At 64.0% G+C, this 24,269-nt stretch carries 23 protein-coding genes and 1 pseudogene; 7 read left to right on the plus strand and 17 right to left on the minus strand.

Going from position 1 to position 24,269, the window contains the following annotated elements; genetic code table 11:
* Positions 1-359 (minus strand): annotated as a pseudogene (locus MJ643_RS14780) (phage infection protein); the annotation flags it as partial.
* A gap of 340 nt (positions 360-699) precedes the next feature.
* Between MJ643_RS14780 and MJ643_RS14785 the strand changes: the two are divergent.
* Entirely contained in the window at positions 700-2,766 is a 2,067-nt protein-coding gene (locus tag MJ643_RS14785; protein ID WP_013974404.1) for an AsmA family protein, read from the plus strand.
* A 129-nt stretch (positions 2,767-2,895) separates the two neighbouring features.
* Here MJ643_RS14785 and MJ643_RS14790 read toward each other — a convergent pair whose 3' ends face one another.
* A complete protein-coding gene (locus MJ643_RS14790) occupies positions 2,896-3,426 on the minus strand; it encodes a ferritin-like domain-containing protein (protein ID WP_015271981.1) in 531 nt (176 codons plus the stop codon).
* Positions 3,427-3,474: 48 nt separating this feature from the next.
* Positions 3,475-3,816: an osmotically-inducible lipoprotein OsmE gene (gene osmE / locus MJ643_RS14795; RefSeq protein ID WP_003258245.1), complete on the minus strand. Its 342-nt coding sequence runs from the start codon at positions 3,814-3,816 to the stop codon at positions 3,475-3,477.
* Positions 3,817-3,939: 123 nt separating this feature from the next.
* Between osmE and MJ643_RS14800 the strand changes: the two genes are divergently transcribed.
* Positions 3,940-4,830 carry a triacylglycerol lipase gene (locus MJ643_RS14800; RefSeq protein ID WP_013974402.1) on the plus strand — a complete coding sequence of 297 codons (891 nt, stop codon included), beginning with the start codon at positions 3,940-3,942 and terminating at the stop codon, positions 4,828-4,830.
* On the opposite strand, the gene MJ643_RS14805 is transcribed toward MJ643_RS14800, so the two are convergent.
* A complete protein-coding gene (locus MJ643_RS14805) occupies positions 4,827-5,699 on the minus strand; it encodes a DMT family transporter (protein WP_013974401.1) in 873 nt (290 codons plus the stop codon). The two genes, MJ643_RS14800 and MJ643_RS14805, sit on opposite strands and share 4 nt — an antisense overlap.
* Positions 5,700-5,915: 216 nt before the next feature.
* On the opposite strand from MJ643_RS14805, the gene MJ643_RS14810 reads away from it, so the two are divergent.
* From MJ643_RS14810 to MJ643_RS14820, 3 genes are all read left to right on the plus strand, one after another.
* Positions 5,916-6,704, plus strand: coding sequence for a helix-turn-helix transcriptional regulator (locus tag MJ643_RS14810; RefSeq protein ID WP_013974400.1), 789 nt, complete (start codon positions 5,916-5,918; stop codon positions 6,702-6,704).
* A gap of 62 nt (positions 6,705-6,766) precedes the next feature.
* On the plus strand, positions 6,767-7,054 hold the full coding sequence (locus tag MJ643_RS14815; RefSeq protein WP_003258250.1) for a PsiF family protein: 288 nt from the start codon (positions 6,767-6,769) through the stop codon (positions 7,052-7,054).
* Positions 7,055-7,125: 71 nt separating this feature from the next.
* Positions 7,126-8,133 carry a membrane protein gene (locus MJ643_RS14820; RefSeq protein ID WP_013974399.1) on the plus strand — a complete coding sequence of 336 codons (1,008 nt, stop codon included), beginning with the start codon at positions 7,126-7,128 and terminating at the stop codon, positions 8,131-8,133.
* A gap of 135 nt (positions 8,134-8,268) precedes the next feature.
* On the opposite strand, the gene MJ643_RS14825 is transcribed toward MJ643_RS14820, so the two are convergent.
* The gene (locus tag MJ643_RS14825) at positions 8,269-9,540 is read right to left on the minus strand and encodes an Hsp70 family protein (RefSeq protein WP_013974398.1); all 1,272 of its coding nucleotides are present in this window, start codon (positions 9,538-9,540) and stop codon (positions 8,269-8,271) included.
* 164 nt (positions 9,541-9,704) lie between these two features.
* Here MJ643_RS14825 and cbpA point away from each other — a divergent pair, with 164 nt between their 5' ends.
* Entirely contained in the window at positions 9,705-10,658 is a 954-nt protein-coding gene (gene cbpA, locus MJ643_RS14830) for a curved DNA-binding protein (RefSeq protein ID WP_013974397.1), read from the plus strand.
* A 2-nt stretch (positions 10,659-10,660) separates the two neighbouring features.
* The gene (locus MJ643_RS14835; RefSeq protein WP_023660836.1) at positions 10,661-10,966 is read left to right on the plus strand and encodes a chaperone modulator CbpM; all 306 of its coding nucleotides are present in this window, start codon (positions 10,661-10,663) and stop codon (positions 10,964-10,966) included.
* Positions 10,967-11,092: 126 nt separating this feature from the next.
* Here MJ643_RS14835 and MJ643_RS14840 read toward each other — a convergent pair whose 3' ends face one another.
* The 12 genes from MJ643_RS14840 to MJ643_RS14895 all read right to left on the minus strand — a co-directional run bounded on the left by MJ643_RS14840 (position 11,093) and on the right by MJ643_RS14895 (position 24,044).
* Positions 11,093-11,608 (minus strand): GNAT family N-acetyltransferase, encoded by a 516-nt coding sequence (locus MJ643_RS14840; protein ID WP_015271973.1) that lies wholly within the window; start codon positions 11,606-11,608, stop codon positions 11,093-11,095.
* Positions 11,609-11,639: 31 nt separating this feature from the next.
* Positions 11,640-12,338 carry an urea ABC transporter ATP-binding subunit UrtE gene (urtE, locus tag MJ643_RS14845; protein ID WP_013974394.1) on the minus strand — a complete coding sequence of 233 codons (699 nt, stop codon included), beginning with the start codon at positions 12,336-12,338 and terminating at the stop codon, positions 11,640-11,642.
* A gap of 137 nt (positions 12,339-12,475) precedes the next feature.
* A complete protein-coding gene (urtD, locus tag MJ643_RS14850; protein ID WP_208209320.1) occupies positions 12,476-13,333 on the minus strand; it encodes an urea ABC transporter ATP-binding protein UrtD in 858 nt (285 codons plus the stop codon).
* Positions 13,330-14,409 (minus strand): urea ABC transporter permease subunit UrtC, encoded by a 1,080-nt coding sequence (gene urtC / locus MJ643_RS14855; protein WP_013974392.1) that lies wholly within the window; start codon positions 14,407-14,409, stop codon positions 13,330-13,332. Before urtC ends, urtD begins: the two co-directional genes overlap by 4 nt.
* Positions 14,409-15,863, minus strand: a complete 1,455-nt coding sequence (urtB, locus tag MJ643_RS14860) for an urea ABC transporter permease subunit UrtB (RefSeq protein WP_230396941.1) — start codon at positions 15,861-15,863, stop codon at positions 14,409-14,411. Before urtB ends, urtC begins: the two co-directional genes overlap by 1 nt.
* 173 nt (positions 15,864-16,036) lie before the next feature.
* Positions 16,037-17,302: an urea ABC transporter substrate-binding protein gene (gene urtA / locus MJ643_RS14865; RefSeq protein ID WP_013974390.1), complete on the minus strand. Its 1,266-nt coding sequence runs from the start codon at positions 17,300-17,302 to the stop codon at positions 16,037-16,039.
* A 186-nt stretch (positions 17,303-17,488) separates the two neighbouring features.
* Entirely contained in the window at positions 17,489-18,895 is a 1,407-nt protein-coding gene (cycA, locus tag MJ643_RS14870) for a D-serine/D-alanine/glycine transporter (protein WP_013974389.1), read from the minus strand.
* Between the two features lie 225 nt (positions 18,896-19,120).
* Positions 19,121-20,488, minus strand: a complete 1,368-nt coding sequence (locus MJ643_RS14875; protein ID WP_024087802.1) for a PepSY domain-containing protein — start codon at positions 20,486-20,488, stop codon at positions 19,121-19,123.
* 58 nt (positions 20,489-20,546) lie between these two features.
* On the minus strand, positions 20,547-22,598 hold the full coding sequence (locus MJ643_RS14880) for a TonB-dependent copper receptor (RefSeq protein WP_024087801.1): 2,052 nt from the start codon (positions 22,596-22,598) through the stop codon (positions 20,547-20,549).
* A 68-nt stretch (positions 22,599-22,666) separates the two neighbouring features.
* Positions 22,667-23,098: a DUF2946 domain-containing protein gene (locus MJ643_RS14885; RefSeq protein WP_024087800.1), complete on the minus strand. Its 432-nt coding sequence runs from the start codon at positions 23,096-23,098 to the stop codon at positions 22,667-22,669.
* 23 nt (positions 23,099-23,121) lie between these two features.
* Positions 23,122-23,607 carry a copper chaperone PCu(A)C gene (locus tag MJ643_RS14890; RefSeq protein ID WP_003257539.1) on the minus strand — a complete coding sequence of 162 codons (486 nt, stop codon included), beginning with the start codon at positions 23,605-23,607 and terminating at the stop codon, positions 23,122-23,124.
* Positions 23,608-23,654: 47 nt separating this feature from the next.
* Positions 23,655-24,044, minus strand: coding sequence for a DUF2946 domain-containing protein (locus tag MJ643_RS14895; RefSeq protein WP_024087799.1), 390 nt, complete (start codon positions 24,042-24,044; stop codon positions 23,655-23,657).
* Between the last annotated feature and the right edge of the window lie 225 nt (positions 24,045-24,269).

Below are 24,269 nucleotides of genomic sequence, written 5' to 3' on the forward strand. Positions count from 1 at the left end.
ACGCGGCCAGAACGTTCGATCAGGCGATCGGAACCACCCTCGGCGACGCGGCCAGTACGTTCGATCAGGCGATCGGAACCACCCTCGGCAACGCGGCCAGTACGTTCGATCAGGCGATCGGAACCACCCTCGGCGACGCGGCCAGTACGTTCGATCAGGCGATCGGAGCCACCTTCGGCAACGCGGGCACTACGTTCGATCAGGCGATCAGCACCACCTTCAGCAACGGTCTTCAGCGGCTGGGCGATTTCAGCAGCGCTGGAGCGCGATTCGGCGGTCAGGTGTTGCTCGTCGGCTGGCAGGGCAAAAGCGTTGGCAGCCAGGATGGACAGGGTCAGGGTCAGCAGATGGCGTTTCATGATTTCGGTGCTCCTCTCGGGGGCTGGAAAGTGGGTACGGAGCCAATGCTACGCCGCGTAACGCCAGAGAGAAGTTCATACGGGTAATGGTAACAATCGACCGTATTGATAGAGATTTGAAACTGCTCTAGACAGCACTTTACAGGCCGTTAGGTGGCAATTTGATGGCGCTTTTGCAGGTAACACGCACGGTCTGGCGCGACGATTTGCTGAGCAAAAGGCCAGGAAAAACTTCGCTATCATGGCGCCATCGATAAAACCCCACGGGTTTTCATCAGTCCGAGATATTGAGTGCCACCGCTGCACCTGTTCTGTGCCATACCGCAAGGAGAATCACGCAATGACGCGTCCCGCCAGAATCCTCGTCTGGACCTTCACCAGCCTGCTGACCCTGCTGGCGATCCTGGTGGTGGTGATTGCCACCTTCGACTGGAACCGCGTCAAGCCCCTGCTCAACGAGAAAGTCTCCGAGGCCCTGCAGCGGCCCTTCGCGATCAATGGCAACCTTGCCGTGGACTGGCGCACCGAACCAGAAGAGGGGGGCTGGCGTGCCTGGGTGCCCTGGCCGCACTTCATTGCCGAAGACCTGACCCTGGGCAACCCCGAGTGGCTCAAGGAACCGAAGATGGTCGGCCTGGAGCGCGTGGCGTTCCGCCTGGCGCCGCTGCCGCTGCTGTTCCAGCAGATCAGCATCCCGCGCATCGACCTGACCAAGCCCACAGCCAGCCTCACCCGCCTGGCCGATGGCCGCGCCAACTGGGCCTTCGACTTCGGCCCCAAGGATGAAAACGCAGAGCCTTCCAAATGGCAGCTGGACATTGGCGCCATCGGCTTCGACCAGGGCAATGTCAGCTTCGATGACCAAACCCTGAAAACCAGCATGAAGGTGCAGATCGACCCGCTGGGCAAGCCTGTCCCGTTCAGCGACATCGTCGGCAAGGCTAGCGCCGAGAAGGTCGGTGCCGCGCAGGACTATGCCTTCGGGCTCAAGGCCCAGGGCCGCTACAAAGGCCAGTTGGTGTCCGGTACCGGCAAGATCGGCGGCCTGCTGGCCCTGCAGGACGCCAGCCAGCCGTTCCCGCTGCAGGCTGACGTGCGCATCGCCGACACCCATGTGGTGCTTGCCGGCACCCTGACCGACCCGCGCAACCTCGGCGCCCTCGACCTGCGCCTGCGCCTGTCCGGGGCCAGCCTGGGCAACCTCTACCCGTTGACCGGCGTAACCTTGCCCGACACCCCGGCCTATTCCACCGACGGCCACCTCAGCGCCAACCTCCACGCGGCGCAGGGTGCGACCTTCAATTACCAGGGTTTCAACGGCAAGATCGGTGACAGCGATATCCATGGCGACCTGGCCTTCGTTGCCAGCCAGCCACGGCCCAAGCTGTCCGGCAACCTGGTGTCCAACCAGTTGTTGTTCAAGGACCTGGCACCGCTGATCGGTGCCGACTCCAACGCCGAGCAGAAAGCCCGCGGTGGTGCCAGCAAGCAGCCGGAGGGCAAGGTGCTGCCAGTGGAAGAGTTCCGCACCGAGCGCTGGCGCGCGATGGACGCCGACGTCACCTTCGCTGGCAAGCGCATCGTGCACAGCGCGCAACTGCCGTTCAACGACCTGTCGGCCCACGTGATCCTGGAGGACGGCCTGCTGCGCCTGGAGCCCCTGCGTTTTGGCGTGGCTGGCGGCAACCTGGCTTCCAGGATTCGCCTGGATGGCCGCAACGTACCGTTGCAGGGGCGTGCCCGGCTGACGGCGCGGGGCTTCAAGCTCAAGCAGTTGTTCCCCTCCTTTGCGCCGATGCAGACCAGCTTCGGTGAGTTGAATGGCGATGCCGATATCACTGGCCGGGGCAACTCGGTGGCCGCCTTGCTGGGCACGGCCAATGGCGACCTGCGCATGCTGATCAACGATGGTGCCATCAGCCGCAGCCTGATGGAGATTGCCGGGTTGAACGTGGGCAACTATGTGGTCGGCAAGCTGTTTGGCGATGAGGATGTGAAGATCAACTGCGCAGCGGCTGACGTGGGTATCAAGGATGGCCTGGCGACCACGCGCCTGTTCATCTTCGATACCGAGAACGCGATCATCTACATCAACGGCACGGCCAATTTCGCCACGGAGCAGCTGGACCTGAAAATTACCCCCGAATCGAAAGGGTTGCGGCTGTTCTCGCTGCGCTCGCCGCTGTATGTGCGCGGGCCGTTCGCCAAGCCCAGTGCCGGGGTGCAGGCGGTGCCGCTGGCATTACGCGGAGCGGGAATGGTGGCATTGGGCGTGGTTGCCGGGCCGGCGGCGGGGTTGCTGGCGCTGATTGCGCCTAGCAGCGGGGATGATCCCAACCAGTGCACGCCGCTGTTGCAGCAGATGAAGGCGGGCAAGGCGCCGGCGGTGGTGAAAGAGCGGAAATAGCAGGGGGCCGCTTCGCGGCCCATCGCGACACAAGGCCGCTCCCACAGGTATTTCACAGCCCTAAAGACTTGTGGAATACCCGTGGGAGCGGCCTTGTGTCGCGAAAGGGGCGCAAAGCGCCCCCAAGAATCACAAGCCTTGCAACAGGTCGGACATATCGTCCGCGTGCTCTTCTTCCTGCGCGAGGATGTCTTCAAAAATCCGCCGCGTAGTCGGATCTTTATCCCCGATGTACCGAATGATCTCGCGATAGCTATCGATGGCGATACGCTCCGCCACCAGGTCTTCCAGCACCATCTCTTTCAATGAAGTGCCCGCCACATATTGGGCATGGGACCGCTTGCTCAGGTTGTCCGGGTTGAAATCCGGCTCTCCACCCAACTGCACGATCCGTTCGGCAAGCTTGTCGGCGTGCTCGGCTTCCTGGTTGGCATGCTCGAGGAATTCATCGGCAGCCACGCTGGCCTTGATGCCGCTGGCCATGAAGTAGTGACGCTTGTAGCGCAGCACGCAGACCAGTTCGGTGGCCAGTGAATCATTGAGCAGGCGCAGGATCTGTTGGCGATCAGCATCGTAACCCTCGGTCACCGCACCTTGCTCGACATGCTGACGGGCACGTTCGCGCAGGGTTTGTACATCGGTCAGTTCATTCGCATTCATGTTCATCTCCTGGAACATCAGGGTGGTCATGGATATGGCCTGGAAGGCTTAGGCGCCGTGGACGGCGTCGCTGTCTTCTTCGCGTTGTTTGCAAGTCTTGAAGCCCTTGGCGTCGACATGGCCGGTGGCGTCGAAGCGCACGTAGTAGGGCTGCTGGTGGCCATCGTGGTTGAGGATGTAGTCGTTGCAGGTGCCACCATGGGGGAGGTCGATGACGTTGGACGGGCTGCCGCCGATGGCGATGACTTTCTGCATGGTCATGCCTTTTTCCACCTGCTTGACCAGCGGTTCGTCGCGGTAGGTGACGTAATCCACCGGGTTTTCCGGGCGGCTGCCGCAGGCGACGAGGGTGGCACTTGCCAGAAGGATTGCCAGGGTCTGCTTGTACATGGTCCCGCTCCTTGCAAAGGGTCTGTGTGGTTTGGAACCGCAGCGCGCGGCGGGAGTTCGATTGCGATGGTCATCAAGGCCGCTGTAGTGTTGGCCGGTCGTCCACGGAAAGGGGCTGGGGCAATGCAGCAGGAATTGGCCACGCGATACCCGTTGGTGCTGGTGCCGGGCATGCTCGGTTTTGTCCGGGTAGTGCTCTACCCCTACTGGTTCGGCATCGTGCCGGCCCTGCGCCAGGGCGGGGCGCAGGTGTTCCCGGTGCAGGTTTCGCCACTGCATTCCAGCGAGGTGCGCGGCGAGCAGTTGCTGGCGATCATCGAAGACATCTGCCTGCGTACCGGAGCGGAAAAGGTCAACCTCATCGGCCACAGCCAGGGCGCCCTGAGCGCGCGCTACGCGGCTGCCAGGCGGCCTGGGCGGGTGGCTTCGGTCACTTCGGTGGCGGGGCCCAACCATGGCTCGGAACTGGCCGACTACCTGGAACGCACGGCACCTGGCGATTCTCCGCAGGGGCGCATCCTGAAGGCCGTGCTGCATGGCTTGGCCGTGCTGCTGGTGTGGCTGGAAACCGGCTGGCGCCGTGACCCGTTGCCGGTGGATGTACACGCCTCGCACCAGTCACTGACCAGTGCAGGTGTGGCGCTGTTCAACCAGGCTTATCCACAGGGGTTGCCAGGCACCTGGGGCGGGGAAGGGGCCTATGAGGTCGATGGCGTGCGTTATTACTCCTGGTCCGGCACCTTGCAGTCCGGCCTGACCGACCAGCGGCGCAACCGTTTCGACGGCAGCAGCCACTTCTGCCGCCTGTTCGCGCGCAGTTTCGTCAAGGAAAAGGGCTATTGCGACGGAATGGTCGGGCGCTTCAGTTCGCACCTGGGGCAGGTGATCGGCGACGATTACCCGCTCGACCACCTGGATATCGTCAACCAGTCGCTTGGTGCGGTGGGCAAGGGTGCCGAACCGGTGCGGCTGTTCACCGAACATGCCGCCCGGCTCAAGGCGGCAGGGCTCTAGCGACGGATCGGTGTGGTCCAGCGCTCGGCCAGCACCACGCCCGCCAGGGTCAGCAGGCCGCCGACCAGGTGATAGCGGGCCAGCTGCTCGTCGAGCACCACGGCGGCGATCAGTGCCGTGACCAGCGGCAGCAGGTTGAAGAACAGCGTGGTGCGGCTGGGCCCCAGGCGGTGCACTGCCTGCATCCACACCAGTGGCGCGATCATCGAGGCCAGCACGCAGGCGTACAGCACCAGGCCGACGTTGCGGCTGTTCAGGCCAGTCTTGTCCGACAGCAGGAACAGCGGCAGCAACACGACGATGGCTACCAGCACCTGCAGGTACAGCAGCTGCATCGGCGGCAGGCGCATCTGCCATTTCTTCAGCAGGAAGCTGTATAGCGCATAGGCCAGTGTGGCCACCAGCATCAGCAGGTCGCCGCTGTTCAGGCCTTGTTGTAGCAGGCTGGCGGGGTGGCCGGCGCTGACCACTTCAAGCACGCCGAAAAATGACACCAGCGCGCCCAGCAGGGCACCGTAGCTCAGGCGCTGGCCCAGCCAGGCGATGGACAATGCCAGTGACATCAGTGGCATCAGCGAAAGGATGATGCCCATGTTGGTGGCGCTGGTGATGCCGGCGGCAAAGTAGGCCAGGCTCTGGTACAGCGCCATGCCCAGCACGCCCAGCACGAAAACCTTGCCCAGGTGCGGGCGAATGGCCGCGCGATTGCGCCACACGGCGGGCAGCAGGAACGGGGTGAACAACAGCGCGGCCAGCAGCCAGCGGTAGAAGCCGATCTCGGCGGGGTGGATGGCGCCGGCGGACATCTTGGTGACCACGGTGTTGCCGGCCCATATCAGGATGGCGGTCAGGGGGAACAGATAGTTCATGTAGCAGGTTACTCGTTGAGGCTTGGATTGGGGCTGCTTTGCAGCCCTTCGCGGGCTTGCCCGCATATCACAGGCCTGAAAGCTGGCGCAGATCCTGTGGGAGCGGGCGAGCCCGCGAAGGCCTTCGGAGCAGGCCCTCGATAGGCCTGTATTATCGATTGTCTGTTCACAAGCCTATACTCCTATCCAGACAACCCACCCCGCAAAGCAGACAGCATGCCGCGCAAATACCTCGACATTCCCCAGTTCACCCGGCTCCCGGCCGCGGTGTACTTCCGCCACGACGAGTTCGGTGCCGACACCCGCAGCGCCCTGCATCGCCACGCCTGGGGCCAGCTCAACTACACCGCCCACGGCGTGATGCACCTGGAGGTAGCTGGGCAGCACTTCCTGTCGCCGCCGCAATACGCCGTGTGGGTGCCGCCCGACACCGAGCATGGCTGCTACAACCCGCAGGCCATTGTCTACCGTTCGGTCTACCTGGACCGCAGCCTGTGCGCCGCACTGCCGCAGCAACCGTGCAGCCTGATGATCAGCGACATCCTCAAGGCCATCCTCGCCGACTTCGCCCGGCGCGACCTGCGGGTGGCTGAGGGCGAGCGCGACCAGCGCCTGGCGCAGGTGCTGCTCGACCAGCTGCTGCTGGCGCCCACCCAGGCCTGCTACCTGCCGTTTGCCCACAGCGAGGGCTTGCGCCAGGTGCTCGATGCCCTTGGTGCCGAGCCGGGCGACAACCGCCCGCTGGGCGAATGGGCCGCCCAGATTCATGTCAGCGAACGTACTTTGGCCCGGCAGTTCCTGCGCGAGCTGGGCATCAGTTTTGGTGAATGGCGGCTGCGCCTGCGCTTTTTGCGCGCCATCGAGGCGCTTGAAGCCGGCCAGCCGATCCAGGCCATCGCCTTCGACCTCGGCTACAGCAGCGCCTCGGCGTTCATCGCCATGTTCCAGCGCCAGGCCCAGTGCACGCCCGAGCAATACCGTCGCCAGGCACGGGCAGGGCGTTGAGAATTCTTGGCTACACTCAGCTCGATCCCCGTGCATCGGGCGCGGAGCCAAGGAGATACTCCATGAAAGTGCTGCAAATCCCCTTACTGGTATTGGCGGTGTTGTTCAGCGCACAAGGCTTCGCCGCCAATACCGCGCAGCAGGAAAAAATGAAAACCTGCAACGCCGACGCCACCGCCAAGGCCCTCAAGGGCGATGAGCGCAAAGCCTTCATGAGCACCTGCCTGAAGAAGGATGTGCCACAAACCCAGCAAGAGAAGATGAAAACCTGCAACGCCGACGCCACCACCAAGGCCCTCAAGGGTGACGAACGCAAAGCGTTCATGAGCGACTGCCTGAAGAAGAAATGACCTGCGCCTATGCCTGCAGACGTAAGGCTGGCAGACTGCGGGTCTTTCCCGTTGTCTGCCGTTGAGGCTGTATGACCTTCACCCCCCGCCAGGTCACCCTGGCCAGCTGGATCATCGTATTTGCCGGCCTGTTGCTGGCGTTGCCCCTGAAATTGCTGCCAAGCCTGCTGGCCGGCCTGCTGGTGTTCGAGCTGGTCAACATGCTCACGCCGCGGCTGCAGCCGCTGATTGCCGGGCAGCGCGCCCGCTGGCTGGCTGTAGCGCTGCTCGGCACGCTGGTGGTCAGCACCCTGACCCTGCTGTTTGCCGGTGCTTTCAGCTTTTTGCTGCACGAGGCGGAAAACCCCGGGGCCTCGCTGGACAAGTTCATGGCCTTGGTGGAGCGCGCCCGTAGCCAGCTGCCGCCGTTCATCGAAGGCTACCTGCCGGCCAGTGCGGCGGAGTTCAAGGTGGCCATCGGTGACTGGATCAAGAGCCACCTGAGCGACCTGCAACTGGTGGGCAAGGGTATGGCGCACATGTTCGTCACCTTGTTGATCGGCATGATCCTCGGTGCCATCGTCGCCTTGCAGCGCATCCCCGACATATCCCGGCGCAAGCCGCTGGCAGCGGCGCTGTTCGAGCGCCTGAGCCTGCTGGTGAAGGCGTTTCGCAACATCGTCTTCGCGCAGATCAAGATTTCGCTGCTCAACACTACGTTCACGGGCATCTTCCTGGCCGTGGTGCTGCCGATGTTCGACGTGCACCTGCCGCTGACCAAGACGCTGATCGTGCTGACCTTCCTGCTGGGCCTGCTGCCGGTGATCGGCAACCTAATGTCGAATACCCTGATCACTATCGTCGGCCTGTCGCTGTCGATCTGGGTGGCGGCGGCGGCGCTGGGTTACCTGATCGTCATCCACAAGGTCGAGTACTTCCTCAACGCGCGGATCGTGGGCGGGCAGATCAGTGCCAAGTCTTGGGAGCTGCTGCTGGCGATGCTGGTGTTCGAAGCGGCATTCGGGCTGCCGGGGGTGGTGGCGGGGCCGATCTACTATGCCTACCTGAAGAGTGAGCTGAAGCGGGCCGAACTGGTCTGATTCTTTGATTGACCAGTACCGGCCTCTTCGCGGGTAAACCCGCTCCCACAGGTATGCCACTTCTCTCAAGACTTGCGGGGACCCTGTGGGAGCGGGTTTACCCGCGAAGAGGCCGGCACAGGTGAAAGGGATGGCTCAGGCTACGCCGTAGCGCTTGCGCGCCTCGATGGCCAACCCGCTACCAATGCTGCCAAAGATGTTACCTTCCACATGCCGCGCATTCGGCAGCATCGCCGACACGCTGTTGCGCAGCGCCGGAATCCCGCTGGAACCGCCGGTGAAGAACACCGTATCGACCTGGGTCTCGCTCACTCCAGCCTTGGCCAGCAGTTCGCTCACGCTACCACGCACCCGCTCCAGCAACCCTTCGATAGCCCCCTCGAACAGCGCTCGGGACAGGTCCACGCCCAGATCGCGCTCGATGCGGCCTAGGTCGACGTGGCGGCTCTGCTGTTCGGTCAGCTCGATCTTGCTGGCCTCCACTTCCATCGCCAACCAGTGGCCGGCACGCTCTTCGATCAGTTTGAACAGGCGGTCGATGCCCAACGTGTCCTCGATGTCATAGCGCATGCTGCCCAGCGCCAGCTGAGACTTCTGCGAGTACAGGGCGTTGATGGTGTGCCAGGTGGCGAGATTGAGGTGATAGCTGGTCGGCATCAGCGCGCCGCTCTTCATGCGGCTGCCGTAGCCGAACAGCGGCATCACGCCCTGCAGGCTCAGCTGCTTGTCGAAGTCGGTACCGCCAATGTGCACACCGCCGGTGGCGAGGATGTCGCTCTGGCGCTCGGCGACCAGGTGGCGCTCGGGCGACAGGCGGATCAGGGTGAAGTCCGAGGTACCACCGCCGATGTCGACGATCAGCACCAGCTCTTCGCGGCTAATGCTCGACTCGTAGTCGAAGGCCGCGGCAATCGGCTCGTACTGGAAGGACACATCCTTGAAGCCGATCTTGCGCGCCACTTCGGCCAGGGTGTCCTCGGCCTCCTGGTCGGCGGCAGGGTCTTCGTCGACGAAGAACACCGGACGGCCCAGCACCACCTGCTCGAACTCCCGCCCAGCAGCGGCCTCTGCGCGTTTTTTCAGCTCGCCGATGAACATGCCCAGCAGGTCCTTGAACGGCAGGGCGCTGCCCAGCACGCTGGTATCGTGCTTGATCAGCTTGGAGCCCAGCAGGCTTTTCAGCGAACGCATCAGGCGGCCTTCGTAGCCTTCCAGGTACTCGTGCAGTGCCAGGCGGCCATATACCGGGCGACGCTCCTCGATGTTGAAGAACACCACCGAGGGCAACGTGATCTTGCCGTCTTCCAGGGCAATCAGCGACTCGGCGCCTGGGCGGTGCCAGCCGACCGTGGAGTTGGAGGTGCCAAAGTCGATGCCCAGGGCGCGGGCCGGGGATACGTCAGACATGGGGAATGAGCTTCCGGAGGCAAAACGGCCGCGCAGTGTATGCCAGTTGGCTACAGAATCAAGACCGATCGTCTGCCATGGAGCAACCCCAAGGTGGTCTTGAAAGGCTATGCTTGACCCCTATCTTCTCTTGCAACACGCACATTCACATTGGTGATCCATAGATGGACTTCAAAGACTATTACAAGATACTCGGCGTAGAGCCCGCGGCGGACGAAAAGGCGATCAAGGCCGCGTACCGCAAGCTGGCGCGCAAGTATCACCCCGATGTCAGCAAGGAGCGCGACGCCGAGGAAAAATTCAAGGAGGCCAACGAGGCCTACGAAGTGCTGGGCGACGCGCAGAAACGTGCCGAGTACGATGAAATCCGCAAGTACGGTGGCCAGCATGGCCGGCCGTTCCAGGCGCCACCGGGCTGGGAGAACCGTGGCGGTGGTGGCGGCTTCGAAGGCGGCGATTTCTCCGACTTTTTCAGCTCGATCTTTGGTGGCCGGGGGGGCAACCCGTTCGGTGGTGCCCGGCAGCAGCAACGCAGCGCTGGCAGGCGGGGGCAGGACGTGGAGCTAGAACTGGCGGTATTCCTTGAAGAGACCCTGAGCAAGGAGTCCAAGCAGATCAGCTTCCAGGTGCCGCAGACCAATGCCATGGGCCAGCGCACCGGCTTCACTACCAAGACCCTGAACGTGAAGATCCCGGCCGGTGTGACCGACGGCGAGCGTATCCGCCTAAAGGGCCAGGGTGCGCCGGGTAGTGGTGGCGGGGCCAATGGCGACCTGTTCCTGACCATTCGCATGGCACCGCACCCGCTGTTCGATGTCGAAGGTCATGACCTGATCATCACCGTGCCGCTGGCACCGTGGGAGGCAGCACTGGGCGCCAAGGTGGCCGTTCCGACCCTGGACGGCAAGATCAACCTCACCATCCGCCCCGACAGCCAGAGCGGCCAGCGCCTGCGCGTACCGGGCAAGGGCCTGGCCAACAAGAGTGGCGAGCGTGGCAACCTTTACGCGCAACTGAAAGTGGTCATGCCACCAGCATCCGACGAGTCTGCCCGCGAACTGTGGACCAAGCTTTCCGAGAAGGCTGCGTTCAACCCGAGGACACAATGGAGTAAGTGATCATGAGCAGCACCCTGATCGTTCAACTGGACATGCGTACCTTGTGTCAGGAGGCCGATCTCACGGCTGACTGCGTGATCGAAATCGTCGAGCACGGCATTGTCGAACCTTCCGGGCGAACGCCGGAGGACTGGTTGTTCGACGATCAGGCGCCGTTGCTGGCCAAACGCGCGGCGAAGCTGCATCAGGAGCTGGAACTGGAGTGGGAAGGTGTGGCGCTGGCGCTGGAGTTATTGCAGGAAGTGCAGCAGCTGCGCAGCGAGAACAGCATGCTGAGGCAGCGGTTGGGCAGGTTTATCCAGATGTGAGGTTTGCAGGCCCGGCCTCTTCGCGGGTGAACCCGCTCCCACAGGAATCGCACGATTTCTGAGATGTGTGCAGTACCTGTGGGAGCGGGTTTACCCGCGAAGAGGCCAGTACAGGCAAAATCAAATTCAGCTTGGTTCTGCCCCCGGGTTCAGCACCAGCTGCATGAAGGTCAAGTCCAGCCACCGGCCAAACTTCACCCCCACCTGCGGCATCTGCCCGGTCACCACGAAGCCCAGCCGCTCGTGCAGGCGCACCGACGCTGCATTGCCGCTCTCGATGGCCGCCACCATCACATGCTTGCCACACTCGCGCGCACGCTCGACCAGCGCTGCCATCAGCACCGGCCCCAATCCTTTGCCGCGCTGATCGCCACGGATATACACCGAGTGTTCCACGGTATTGCGAAAGCCCTCGAACGGCCGCCAGTCGCCAAACGACGCATAGCCCAGCACACCGCTCCCATCCACCGCCACCAGGATCGGGTAGCCCTGCTGCGCCCGTGCGGCGAACCAGGCCAGGCGGTTGGCCAAATCCACCGGGGTTTCGTTCCAGATCGCCGTGGTGTTGCGCACCGCGTCGTTGTAGATGTCGAGGATGCCCGGCACGTCGGTAGGCAGGGCGTCGCGGATTTCATGACTCATGACAGCGTCTCGCAGGGTCGTTGCTTGCAGATTAAATGGTTACCAGCCCGCGCACACCTTCGGCCTGCATGTTTTCGCCACGGCCCCGCTGGATGATCTCGCCACGGGCCATCACCAGGTACTGGTCGGCCAGCTCCTCGGCGAAGTCGTAGAACTGCTCCACCAGCAGGATTGCCATGTCGCCACGCTCGGCCAGGCGGCGGATGACTGCGCCTATCTCCTTGATCACCGAAGGCTGGATGCCCTCGGTGGGCTCGTCGAGGATCAGCAGGCGCGGGCGGCTGGCCAAGGCGCGGCCGATGGCCAGCTGTTGCTGCTGGCCGCCGGACAGGTCACCGCCACGGCGTTGTTTCATCTGTTCCAGCACGGGGAACAGTTCGTAGATGAAGGGCGGTACCTCCCGAGCTTCACGGGCGGGGAAGCGCGACAGGCCCATTAGCAGGTTTTCCTCGACAGTGAGGCGTGGGAAGATCTCGCGGCCCTGGGGCACGTAGGCGATGCCGGCGTGGACCCGTTGCTGGGGCTTGAGGCTGGTGATCGGCTTGCCTTCCCATTCGATGCTGCCGTCGCGAGCGGGTACCAGTCCCATCAGGCAGCGCAGCAGGGTGGTCTTGCCCACGCCGTTGCGGCCCAGCAGGCAGGTGACTTCGCCGACCTTGGCTTCGAAGGACAGGCCCCGGAGGATGTGGCTGCCGCCGTAATACTGGTGCAGGGTGTCGATCTTGAGCATGTGTGTATTCCTGAAATTGTTGCTGTGCCTGTGCCGGCCCTTTCGCGGGTAAACCCGCTCCCACAAGGACCGCGCAGCTCTTCAGGCCTGTGTGGGAGCGGGTTTACCCGCGAAGAGGCCGGCACAGGTTTCAATGTCTAGCGGCCCAGATACACCTCGACCACCCGCTCATCCGCCTGCACCTGCTCCAGCGACCCTTCCGCCAGCACGCTGCCCTGGTGCAGCACGGTCACATGGTCGGCAATGCTGCCGACAAACCCCATGTCGTGCTCCACCACCATCAGCGAATGCTTGCCAGCCAGCCCCTTGAACAGCTCGGCGGTGAACTCGGTCTCGGCATCGGTCATGCCCGCCACCGGCTCGTCCAGCAACAGCAGTTGCGGCTCCTGCACCAGCAGCATGCCGATCTCCAGGAACTGCTTCTGGCCATGCGACAGCAAGCCCGCCTGGCGCTGGGCCAGCGGCAGCAGGCGCAAGGTGCCCAGCACCTCCTCGATGCGCTGGCGCTGTTCACCACCCAGGCGCGCTGCCAGGCTGGCCCATACCGACTTGTCGGTCTTCAACGCCAGCTCCAGGTTTTCGAACACCGTCAGCGCCTCGAACACCGTGGGCTTCTGGAACTTGCGGCCTATGCCGGCCTGGGCAATCTGGTATTCGCTCATGCGGGTCAGGTCGAGGGTGTCACCGAAATAGGCCGTACCGTTGTCGGGCCAGGTCTTGCCGGTGATCACATCCATCATCGTGGTCTTGCCGGCCCCGTTGGGGCCGATGATGCAGCGCAGCTCGCCCACGCCGATGTACAGGTTCAGCGCGTTCAGCGCCTTGAAGCCATCGAAGCTGACGCTGATGTCTTCCAGGCTCAGCACCGTGCCATGGCGGGTATCGAGGCCGGCCTTGCGGCTGTGGCCCAGGCCGATGGCGTCGCGGCTGGCGCCGAGGTTGTCGAACACCGGTTCGAGCATGAATTCCGGGTGTACCGGGGGCACGCCTCTCATGGCTGGCTCCTTTTCTTCAACAGGCCGACCACGCCCTTGGGCAGGTACAGGGTGACGAGGATGAACAACGCGCCGAGGAAGAACAGCCAGAACTCCGGGAAGGCCACGGTGAACCAGCTTTTCATGCCATTGACCAGGCCGGCGCCGAGCAGCGGGCCGATCAAGGTGCCGCGCCCGCCCAGGGCCACCCACACGGCGGCTTCGATGGAGTTGGTCGGCGACATCTCGCTGGGGTTGATGATGCCCACCTGCGGTACGTACAGCGCACCGGCCAGGCCGCAAAGTACGGCGCTGAGCACCCACACCAGTAACTTGAAGCCGCGTGGGTCGTAGCCACAGAACATCAGGCGGTTCTCGGCGTCGCGCACGGCGGTGAGCAGGCGGCCGAACTTGCTGCGGGTCAGGCACCTGCACAGGTACAGGCTGGCCAGCAGCAGGCCGACGGTGAGCAGGAACAGCATTGCGCGGGTGCCTTGGGCGGCGATGTCGAAGCCAAGGATGGTGCGGAAGCTGGTAAAGCCGTTGTTGCCGCCAAAGCCGGTTTCGTTGCGGAAGAACAGCAACATGCCGGCGAAGGTCAGCGCCTGGGTCATGATCGAGAAGTACACGCCCTTGATCCGCGAGCGGAAGGCGAACCAGCCGAACACCAGCGCCAGCAGCCCGGGCGCCAGCACCACCAGGCACAAGGCCCAGGCGAAATGCTGGGTGCCAGCCCAGTACCACGGCAGCTCGCTCCACGACAGGAAGGTCATGAACCCTGGCAGGCCGTCACCGGCGGCCTGGCGCATCAGGTACATGCCCATGGCGTAGCCACCGAGGGCGAAGAACAGCCCGTGGCCCAGCGACAGCAGCCCGGCGTAGCCCCAGACCAGGTCCAGGGCCAGCGCGACGATGGCGTAGCAGAGGATCTTGCCGACCAGGGTCAGGGTGTAGGCCGACACCTGCAGGGCATGGTCCGCCGGCAGCAGCGACAGCAGCGGCAGGGCCACAAGCAACAGGACGACGACGGCGCCGATGGCCAGGGTCAGGCGTGGCCCGGCCTTTTGCGTAGCGGTGACAAGCAGTGGCTGGTTCATCAGTCGATTACCCGTCCCTTGAGGGCGAACAGGCCTTGCGGGCGCTTCTGGATGAACAGAATGATCAACGCAAGGATGAGGATCTTGCCGAGCACGGCGCCGATCTGCGGCTCCAGCAGCTTGTTGGCGATGCCAAGGCCGAAGGCTGCCCACAGGCTGCCGGCCAATTGGCCGACGCCGCCGAGCACCACCACCAGGAACGAGTCGATGATGTAGCTCTGGCCCAGGTCCGGGCCGACGTTGCCGACCTGGCTCAGGGCCACGCCACCAAGCCCGGCGATGCCCGAGCCGAGGCCGAAGGCGAGCATGTCGACGCGCCCGGTGGACACGCCGCAGCAGGCGGCCATGTTGCGGTTCTGGGTGACCGCGCGCACGTTCAGGCCCAGCCGCGTGCGGTTGAGCAGCAGCCAGGTGAGCAGTACCACGGCCAGGGCGAAGCCGATGATCACCAGGCGGTTGTATGGCAGTACCAGGTTGGGCAGCAGCTGGATGCCCCCCGACAGCCAGGCCGGGTTGCTGACTTCCACGTTCTGCGCGCCGAACAGCAGGCGGATGGCCTGGATCAGGATCAGGCTGATGCCCCAGGTCGCCAGCAGGGTTTCCAGTGGGCGGCCATACAGGTGGCGGATTACCGTGCGCTCCAATGCCATGCCGACGCCGGCACTGATGGCGAACGCCACTGGCAGAGCGATCAGCGGGTAGAACTCGATGGCGCCGGGGGCGTAGCGCTGCAGCAGTACCTGGACCATGTAGGTGCTATAGGCGCCGAGCATCAGCATTTCGCCGTGGGCCATGTTGATCACCCCGAGCAGGCCGAAGGTGATGGCCAGGCCAAGGGCTGCCAGCAGCAGGATCGAGCCCAGCGACAGGCCGCTGAAGGCCTGGCCGAGCAGTTCGCCGGCCAGCAGCTTGCGCTGCACCTGGGCCAGGCTGGTTTCGGCGGCGGTGCGCACGCCCGGGTCGGTTTCCGCGTTGGGTTGCAGCAAGGCTTCGAGGCGGGTGCGGGCCAGCGGGTCACCGGTTTCGCCGAGCAGGCGAACGGCGGCCAGGCGTACTGCCGGTTCGCTGGCGCCCAGCTGCAGGTTGGCCAGGGCCAAGCCGAGGGCGGCATGCACGGCGGCATCCGGTTCGCTGGCGAAGCGCCGGTCGAGGAAAGCCATTTGCGCCGGTTGCGCGCTTTTCTGAAGTTGTTGGGCAGCGGCCAGGCGGATGTCGCTGTTGTCGCTGAGCAACTGGTGACTGGCCAGGGCATTGTCGATCAGGCCGCGCAGGCGGTTGTTCAGGCGTACCTTGCGCGTGTCGTCGGCGGCGATGCGGCCCTGGCGCAGGTTGTCCAGCAGCGCCAGGCGCGCGGTATCGGGTTGTGCAGCCCAGCCTTCGAGCAGGCGGGCTTGCTCGGCGGGCTTGGCAGCGAGGAAGAATTCGCCCTCGCTGGCCTGGGTTGCCAAGGGCATCAGCAGGAGAAGAGTTAGCAGGAGTCTAAGCATGCGAGCAATCCTGGAATACAGCGGTGGATTCTTCGCGGGTAAACCCGCTCCCACAGGGACCGCACAGGTTTCGAACCTTGCACCGAACCTGTGGGAGCGGGTTCACCCGCGAATGGGCCGCAAGGCGGCCCTAACGGCTCTCAGTTACCTTTCACGGCGTAATCAGGGCGCTTGTCGTTGCCGGGAATGAACGGGCTCCATGGCTGCGCCCGCAGCGGTTGCTCGGTCTCCCACACCACGCTGAACTGCCCGTCATCCTGGATCTCGCCGATCATCACCGGCTTGTGCAGGTGGTGGTTGGTCTTGTCCATGGTCAGGGTGAAGCCGGACGGCGCCTCGAAACTTTGCCCGGCCAGCGCCTCGCGTACTTTGTCGACATCGGTGGACTTGGCTTTTTCCACCGCCTGCGCCCACATGTGGATGCCCACGTAGGTGGCCTCCATCGGGTCGTTGGTCACCGCCTTGTCGGCGCCTGGTAGGCCCTTGGCCTTGGCATAGGCCTTCCAGTCGGCGACGAACTTCTGGTTGACCGGGTTATCCACAGACTCGAAGTAGTTCCACGCCGCCAGATGGCCCACCAGCGGCTTGGTGTCGATGCCGCGCAGTTCTTCCTCGCCCACCGAGAAGGCCACCACTGGCACATCGGTGGCCTTCAGGCCCTGGTTGGCCAGCTCCTTGTAGAACGGCACATTGGAATCGCCGTTGACGGTGGAAATGACGGCTGTCTTGCCGCCAGCAGAGAACTTCTTGATGTTGGCGACGATGGTCTGGTAATCGCTGTGGCCGAACGGCGTGTACACCTCTTCGATGTCCTTGTCGGCCACACCCTTGCTGTGCAGGAAGGCGCGCAAGATCTTGTTGGTGGTGCGCGGGTAGACGTAGTCGGTGCCCAGCAGGAAGAAGCGCTTGGCGCTGCCGCCGTCCTCGCTCATCAGGTACTCCACGGCCGGGATCGCCTGCTGGTTGGGCGCGGCGCCGGTGTAGAACACGTTCGGCGACATCTCTTCACCCTCGTACTGCACCGGGTAGAACAGAAGGCCGTTCAGTTCCTCGAACACTGGCAGCACCGATTTGCGCGACACCGAGGTCCAGCAGCCGAACACCACTGCCACCTTGTCCTGGGTCAGCAGCTGTCGGCTCTTTTCGGCGAACAGCGGCCAGTTGGAGGCCGGGTCGACCACCACCGGCTCGAGCAGCTTGCCGTTCACGCCGCCCTTGGCGTTGATCTGCTCGATGGTCATCAGCGCCATGTCCTTGAGCGAAGTCTCGGAAATGGCCATGGTCCCCGACAGCGAATGCAGGATGCCGACCTTGATGGTTTCGGCGGCCTGGATGCTCCAACTCAGGCCCATCGCGGCAATCGATGCGCTAAGGGTGAAGGCCTTGATCAGACTGCGTCGCTTCATGTGCTCTCTCCGCTGAGTTTTTATGTGTTGGGCAAGCGGGGAGGGGTGTTGCAAGGGGTGTGCCTAACGGCGGAAGGTGCGCAATAGAGGGGTTGTGCGAGGTGTTGGGGCGTTGGTTGGATCCAGGTTGGTGCCTGATGGATTTGTGTGCACAGGATTGGGGCTGCAGAGCAGCCCCCAGGGTCATCAGCCGTTACGCACTGCCGTGCGCGGATGGCGCTTGCTACGCACCCCCTGATAGGTCACCGCCAGCAGCACGAACCAGATCGGCGTCACCAGCAACGCCGCGCGGGTATCGTCCTCCAGGCTCAGCAACACCAGGATGAAAGCAAAGAACACCAGGCACACGTAGCACATGAAGCGCCCGCCCGGCATCTTGTACTTCGAGGCCTGGTGCAACGCCGCGCGGTGTTTGCGGTAGTTCAGGTACGACAGCAGGATCAGTGTCCAGACGAACATGAACAGCACCGCCGAAACGGTGGTGACCAGGGTGAATGCCTCGACCACGTTCGGCACCAGGTAGATCAGCACTGCGCCCAGCAGCAGGCAGGTGCAGGAGAAGTACAAGCCGTTGGCAGGTACCGAGCGGCTCGACAGTTTCTCGAATGCCTTGGGTGCGTCACCCTCCTGGCTCAGGCCGTAGAGCATGCGGCTGGTGGAGAAAACGCCGCTGTTGGCAGAGGAGGCCGCCGAGGTCAGCACCACGAAGTTGATGATGCTCGCCGCCGCTGGCAAGCCGGCCAGCACGAACAGCTCCACGAACGGGCTCTTGCCCGGCACCACGTCGCGCCATGGGGTCACGGCCATGATCGCGATCAGCGCCAGCACGTAGAACACGATGATGCGTACCGGGATCGAGTTGATCGCCCGCGGCAGGGTGCGCTCCGGGTTCTTCGCTTCGGCGGCGGTTGTACCCACCAACTCGATGCCGACGAAAGCGAACACGGCGATCTGGAAGCCGGCGAAGAAGCCCATCAGGCCATTGGGGAACATGCCGCCGTCATTCCACAGGTTGGCCAGTTGCGCGGTGCGTCCGCTGGGCGAGGTGAAGCCGGTGATGACCATGTACAGGCCGGTGGCGACCAGGCCGATGATGGCGACGATCTTGATCAGGGCGAACCAGAACTCCATTTCACCGAACATCTTCACCGTCACCAGGTTCAGCGACAGCAGCAGCCCTACGCAGGTCAGCGCCGGTATCCACTGCGGCAGTTCAGGGAACCAGAACTGCGTATAGGCCGCGATCGCGACCACGTCGGCGATGCCGGTGACTACCCAGCAGAACCAGTAGGTCCAGCCGGTGAAGTAGCCGGCCCAGGGGCCGAGCAGGTCGGCGGAGAAATCGATGAACGACTTGTAGTTGAGGTTCGACAGCAGCAGTTCGCCCATGGCGCGCATGACGAAGAACAGCATGAAGCCGATGATCATGTAGACGAAGATGATCGACGGCCCGGCCAGGCTGATGGTCTTGCCCGAGCCCATGAACAGGCCGGTACCGATTGCGCCGCCAATGGCGATCAGCTGGATGTGGCGGTTGGTCAGGTTGCGCTGCAGATGCTGTTCATCTGGCGCTGTGGGTGAGGTTTGCGTCATAGGCTGCATTCCGTTGGACGGTCGGTCGTCTTGTCAGAGGTAGCCGGCTAGGCTAACACGCGCGTTCCAGTTCGGGGCGCGACAGATCGACTCGACTTTTGGGTAGCAGTGTTGTGCCTGTGCCGGCCTCTTCGCGGGCTTGCCTGCTCCCACAGGGACCGCGCTGGCGCAGAAACTGTAGGAGCGGGTTTACCCGCGAAAGGGCCGGCACAGACGAAGCAAGGCTCAAGCGCTGACCAGCACTCGGCCGCGCCTCACCACCAAGCTATCCACCAGCCACATCACCACCATCGACACCCCCACCAGCGGGAACATCAACCCCAGCACCAGCATCACCCCCACCGCTACCTTCCAGCGCGGCAAGTCATGGCGCAGCGGCGGCACACCCAGCCCGCCGGCCGGCCTGCGCTTCCACCACATCACCAGCCCGCTCACCGAGCCCAGCAAGATCATCAGGCACACCAGCAGGATGATGATCTGGTTGAACGCCCCGAACATCTTGCCTTCATGCAGCATCACACCAAGCTCGGTGGCACGGGCGACCGGGCTGTAGTCCTGCCAGCGCACATCGGCCAGCACCTTGCCGGTGTACTGGTCGACATGCAGGGTGGCGTCGTTGCGCGGGTCGTCGGCGAATACGGCGATGGTGAACACGCCATCGGCCGTAGTCGGCGCGGTAATGCTGTAACCCGGCTCGACCTGGCGCGCGGTAGCGATGTTTTCGACCTGCTGCAGGCTTATCTGTGGCGCTGCCGGCGCGCTCGACATCATGTGATGCCCGGCATGTTCGGCGTGTGCACCGGACTGTGGCATCGGCGTGTTTTCCATCGCCCAGGGCACGGTCTGGCGGTGCGCGCTGTTGAGTTCACCCGCCTGCTGGTCCGACTTGGGCACGTCGTTCCACATGGCCGCCGGAAAGCGGTTCCACAAGTCGGCGTACTGCTTGCCCCACAGTCCGGTCCAGGTCATGCCGCTGACCAGCATCAGCAGCAACAAGGCCGAGCCCCAGAAGCCGGTTACCGCATGCAGGTCGCGCCAGAACATTCGGCCGCGTGCCGACAGCCGTGGCCACAGCACGCCAGCGCCATTGCGCCCGCGTGGCCACCACAAGTACAGGCCCGACACCACCAGCACGATGCCCCAGCCCGCGGCCAGTTCTACCAGGCGGTCACCGATCGTGCCGACCATCAGTTCGCCATGCAGGGCGCGGGCGATGGCCTGCAGGTTCTGCTTGCCATCCTGTACGCCAAGGACTTTGCCGCTGTAGGGGTCGACGAACACGTTCAGTTCGCGCCCGGCGTCATGCACCACGAATTGTGCGCTGCGTTCGGCGTCCAGCGGCGGCAGGTACTGGCCAACGTGGCCCTCGGGGTAGGCCTTGCGCACTTCGGCCAGCATCGTGTCCGCGCCCTGTCGGTGGTGGCCGGCTTCGACCACCATCAGCTCGCGGTACAGCAGCGGGTCGAGCTGCGGCTTGAACAGGTAGATTATCCCGGTGATTGCCAGCAGGATCATGAACGGGGCCACGAACAGCCCCGCATAGAAGTGCCAACGCCAGGCCAGGTTGTAGAAATTGATGCGTGTTCCTCTCATGGGAACCTCCTGTTTGACCAGCAGATGGGCGCGACCTGCGCCGCGCCCGTTGTTGTTGTCAGAAGCTGAAGTCGACCTTGGTCCAGAAGGTCCTGCCTGGCTCGTTGACCGGCTGTGGATCGCTAGCCGGGTAGCCGAACCCGGCGTTCCCGGCCAGGTTCAAGTGCTCGGCGTAGGTCTTGTCGAACAGGTTGTCGACCCCCGCGCTGAGCTTGAGGTGGTTGCTCACCTTGTAGGCACCATTGAGCGAGAACACGCCGAAGCCGGCGCTGTTGTCGTAGTCCTTGCCGACCACGTTGCCCTGGTTCTCGGCGATGCGGTTCTGCGCCGCCACCAACCGCCACAGTGCGCCGACGCTCCACACATCGCGGCTGTAGGTCAGGCCCAGGCGGCTTTCCAGAGGCGGCATTTGCGGCAGTGCTGTGCCGTCACTGCTGTTCTTGCCCCAGGCGTAGGCCAGCGTGGCGTCGGCCTTCCAGTTTTCCGTCAGCTGGTAGGCCGCGCCCAGTTCGCCGCCCATGATGCGGGCGTCGATGTTGCGAGCCTGGGAGCTCATTGCCTGGTAGTCGAACAGGATGTAGTCGCGGATCTGCCCGATGTAGCCAGACGCCCAGGCTTCCATGCGCTCGTCGCGGTACTGGACACCGAAGTCGAGTTGGGTGGTCTTCTCTGGTTTGATACCGTCGAAAGCATTGGCCGCACCGGGTGGTGCCAGCTTGGGCGAGAACAGCTCCCAGTAGTCGGGGAAACGCTGGGCATGACCAAGGCCGATGTACGTGGTGGCCGGGATGGCTGCCAGGTCGTGCTCGTAGCGGACGAAACCGCTGGGCAGGGTATCGGCGCGGGTGTCGCCGTTGGTGGCGCTGGTTGCGCGGAAGTCGCGGGCGGAGGCGCGGTCCAGGCGGGCACCGGTAATCATGCGGTCCTCACCGCTGACGTACCAGGTCAGCTCGCCGAAGGCACCGTAGTTGTGGAAGTCGGCGTCCTTGGTCCAGGCCTGGCCTTTGTGCGCGTCCACACCCATGCCGCCGCGTTTGCGATGTTCGTTGGTCTGCGCGTCGATGCCGCCGATCAGTTGCACATCGGCCCAGCGCCAAGTGGCCTTGATGCGTGCGCCCATGGTGCGACGGTCGACGTTGCTGACCATCGGCATGCCCATCATGCCGCTGCCCGAAGGCGTGCGCAGGCTGTAGTTGTCCATCACGTGGTCGGCGTAGTTGTAGTAGACCTGCGCCTCGACCTTGTCGAGCACCTCGCCGAGGTTGGATTTTTCGAAACGCAGGCCCAGGCTTTCGCGCTTGAACTGCGAGCCGTCCATGCCACGCCCGGCATAGCGGGCCTCACCATCGCCCTTGCCGGCGGTGAGTTCCAGCAGGGTGTCCTGGTCGGGGGTCCAGCCGAGGGCGACATCGCCATTCCACTTGTCCCAGCGTGACGGCACGGTGTTGTCATCGCCGTCATGGTAGTCGTCCGAGCGCGACTGGTTGCCGACGAAGCGGGCGTAGGCTTGGTCGTTGCCGGCGGCGGTGTCCAGCACCTTGTCGAAGCGGCCGTTGGAGCCGGCCAGCAGGCTGGCGTTGACCCGGCTGCCGAGGGTGCCGAACTTCTCCGGCTCGCGCTCGAAGAGGATGGTGCCCGCCGAGCCGCCCGGGCCCCAGATCACGCTTTGCGGGCCTTTGATCACGGTCAGGCGGTCGTAGGTTTCCGGCGAAATGTACGACGTGGGGGCGTCCATGCGGTTGGGGCAGGCGCCCAGCATCAGGCCGCCATTGGTGAGGATGTTCAGGCGCGAGCCGAACATGCCGCGCAGTACCGGGTCGCCGTTGGTGCCGCCAGCGCGGATGGCCGAGAAGCCGGGGATAGTCTTCAGGTAGTCGGCGCCGTCGCTGGCCGGCACCGGCTGGCGCGGGTCTTTCGGGTTGGTGACCACGGTCAGCGGCGAGCTCGGGGCCACGGCGGTGATCACCGTCGGGCTCAGCTCGGGGGCGTCGTGTGTATGGCCTTCATGGCCTGGGTCGGCGGCCATGGCCACGGGCGCGAGCAGCGAGCCGCACACGGCGGCGATGGTCCCACGCAGGGACAAGGCAAAAACAGGGGTGCAGCCAGACATAATGATTCCAGTCGATCAGTCATGAGTCAGCGCGAAGCCTCCTGGCTTCGTGCGCGAAAAATGTGGGTTCAGACGTTGATCGAGGAAGGTGGGGCGCGGCTGCGCGCGCCGGGGAATACAGCCTGCCGGGCATGGCCCTGGCGCGTGGGTGCGAACAGGTGGGTGGTGGGTACGACGCTGCTGGCACTGAGCGGGCTGAGGGCCTGGGGCAGGGCCGGGCAGTTGAACAACAGGCTGCAGTAACCGCACTTTTCCCACATCACATGCAGCTGGCCATCGCCAGCCTGGCCGTGATGGGCGTCGCCGCCATGCTGATGGGCGGTGGCCATCGGCATGTCCATCGGCATGCTCATGCCGGCGTGGTGGTCCATCGGCATCGACTGGGAAATCAGCGGGCCGATGAAGATCATCCACATGGCGAACAGGCTCAGCCATCCGCCACCGGCGCGCCTGCGGTCAGGGCGGGTGGTACGGCTGATGCTGTTGCGCGGCAGGCTCATGACGAGTGCCTTTCAGCGGGTGATCAGTGCGCGTGTTCGTGGGCTTGCGGCTGGTCCGTCGGCGCCTGCTTCTGCACGGCCACATCGACGGTGATATCGCCGGCCTTTTCGAAGTGCAGGGTCAACGGGAAGCGCTTGCCGTCGCTGAGCAGGCTGCGGTCCTTGGGCTGCATCAGCATCACATGGTAGGCGCTGGGGGCGAAGGTCAGGTCCTTGCCTGCGGGTACCACCACGCTGGGCACCTGCTGCATCTTCATGGCACCGCTGGCGCTCATGGCATGCTCGTGCAGTTGTGCGTCATCGCTGATGGGGCTGTCGACACCGAGCAGGCGGTCGTCGGCCTGGCCATTGTTGTGCACCACGAAATACGCCGCGACGTTGGGGGCGTTGGGGGGCAGCTGCAGTGACCAGGGGTGGGCGATGTGCAGGTCACCCACGCTGTATTCGTGGGCATTGGCAAAGGCGCCGGGCAGCAACAGGGCGGCCATGACGAGGGCGTGCTTGAGCATGGTGAATCTCCGTTTCTGTTCAGGTTCAGGCAGACAGCGTGATGAACTCAGGCCAGCGGAGAGGCACGGGGGTTGAGCGCCGGCCAGAGTTGGCGCGGCGTGGCGTGGTAGTCGGCGGGTGGCGGCAGCAGGCCGGCCAGCAGTATCGGCGGGTTGTGCAGCTGCGGCGGGTAGCCGGGCAAGGCCAGCAGTGGCGCGGCACCGGAGCAGCACCAGCAATTCATCATGCTGGCGCTGTCGTCGCTTTGCGGGCCGAGGTCGATCTTGGCCAGGGCCTGGACGTCGACCTTGGCCTTGTTGGCCATGCTGGAACAGAAGGCCCCCCACAGCAGCTGCTCGGCCGGGCCCTTGGGCGCGGCGGAAGACAGCGGCATGGCCAGCAGGTTGAACAGCACTGCAAGGCAGGCTATCCAGGCGATGTGCCGACGTGGGGGCATGGAGAGATCCGGTCAGGAATCGTGGTGGGTATTGTAAGGCGGAGTATAGGTAAAAATGGCGGGGTGCGGTGAAGTGACGCAGGCCGGGCCCTTCGAGGGGCAGCTTTGCAGCCCGATCGCCGGCAAGCCAGCTCCCACAGGGACCGCACAGATTTCAGGGCCTGTGGTAAACCTGTGGGAGCAACTGTCTTTAGAAATTTATTTTCAAGCGTGCCATTCGGGCAG

The organism is Pseudomonas sp. PNPG3 (genome assembly GCF_023093815.1).
In the GTDB taxonomy this organism is placed as follows: domain Bacteria; phylum Pseudomonadota; class Gammaproteobacteria; order Pseudomonadales; family Pseudomonadaceae; genus Aquipseudomonas; species Aquipseudomonas asiatica.